Origin of the sequence: Pseudomonas sp. MD195_PC81_125, assembly GCF_014060985.1 — a bacterium.
GTDB lineage: Bacteria > Pseudomonadota > Gammaproteobacteria > Pseudomonadales > Pseudomonadaceae > Aquipseudomonas > Aquipseudomonas parakoreensis.
The window spans coordinates 1-954 of sequence record NZ_JABULD010000780.1 but is presented as its reverse complement, the minus strand read 5'-3'; the positions used below and the strand labels follow the sequence as shown (position 1 = coordinate 954).

Below are 954 nucleotides of genomic sequence, written 5' to 3'. Positions count from 1 at the left end.
CTTCGCGATAGGAGAGAACGAAAGATTTCCAGGGCTCACCGCGAGCGACTGCATGCTCGTGTAATTTTTCTACAAGCGCATAGATTTTCGAATGGTTGTAATCCGTTTCAGCATCCCAGATTTCTGAGCCATTTTTTTCAACGGCGAGGTCTGACTCCATGTAGTTACCCCCCCATTCAACGCTGAATCGAAAAGCGTCATAACCCCGAACAATTCCAGCCTCAACCAGCTGGAAAATTTCCTGGATGTTTTTTATATCTTCAGTGATCACTCTTTAACCTCCGGACTGAAAGAACGGGGACAAAACTACGTTCTCAAGAAACTTCTAACTCAGCCTGCCTGTGCTCTTCTTCAGGTAGCACGCCAGGCAGCAGCGTTTCTATGGCAATTTGACTAGTACAATCTGATCAGAACCCTTTGGCAATTCCAGAAAGTACTCCAGCCTTCAAGAATCTTTTGCCATGCCTGCAAGGTGAACTTACTGTCCAGGCCCGACTTGCTCATTTACTTCCTTTATATAGGAAGTAAATTTCCCATCGCCCTTATCCACATGCAGCCGCCCGCACGTCTGGCACCAATAAACCGTCAAAGCCCCTTGGTCTATTGTTTCGTAGAACTCGTCTTCAGACAGCCAACGATTTGATAGCGCACAGCCAATTTCATCTATCTTCTGCTCGGCGACTAAAGACAACTCGAAATCGGACGTACCCAAAGACAGGTTCATTACATGACCGCAGACACAAGCAAATTTTGGCATGACTGAAGCGTCCTTTTTCTGTTCAAGCTTTGCCTTATGGCCATTTTAGAAGCACAGCCTCATCGGAAACCGTTGGGTTTTCTAAAATCCGGAAAGCGTACTGCGCTCGCGGCAAATGATATCAATATAATGGCCAAACACCAGATAACCGCTTTCTGGCATCACCGAAATGCCCAGCCTCGACTTACCCAGACAAG

2 protein-coding genes are annotated in these 954 nt (G+C 46.8%); both read right to left on the bottom strand.

All coding sequences use genetic code 11. The annotated features are described in order from the left end of the window. Positions 1-271, bottom strand: a 271-nt coding sequence (locus tag HT737_RS29180; RefSeq protein ID WP_182404559.1) for a hypothetical protein, incomplete at its 3' end; no start/stop codon positions are given. Between the two features lie 207 nt (positions 272-478). Beyond that, positions 479-757 carry a hypothetical protein gene (locus HT737_RS29175; protein ID WP_239777498.1) on the bottom strand — a complete coding sequence of 93 codons (279 nt, stop codon included), beginning with the start codon at positions 755-757 and terminating at the stop codon, positions 479-481. Positions 758-954 lie beyond the last annotated feature (197 nt).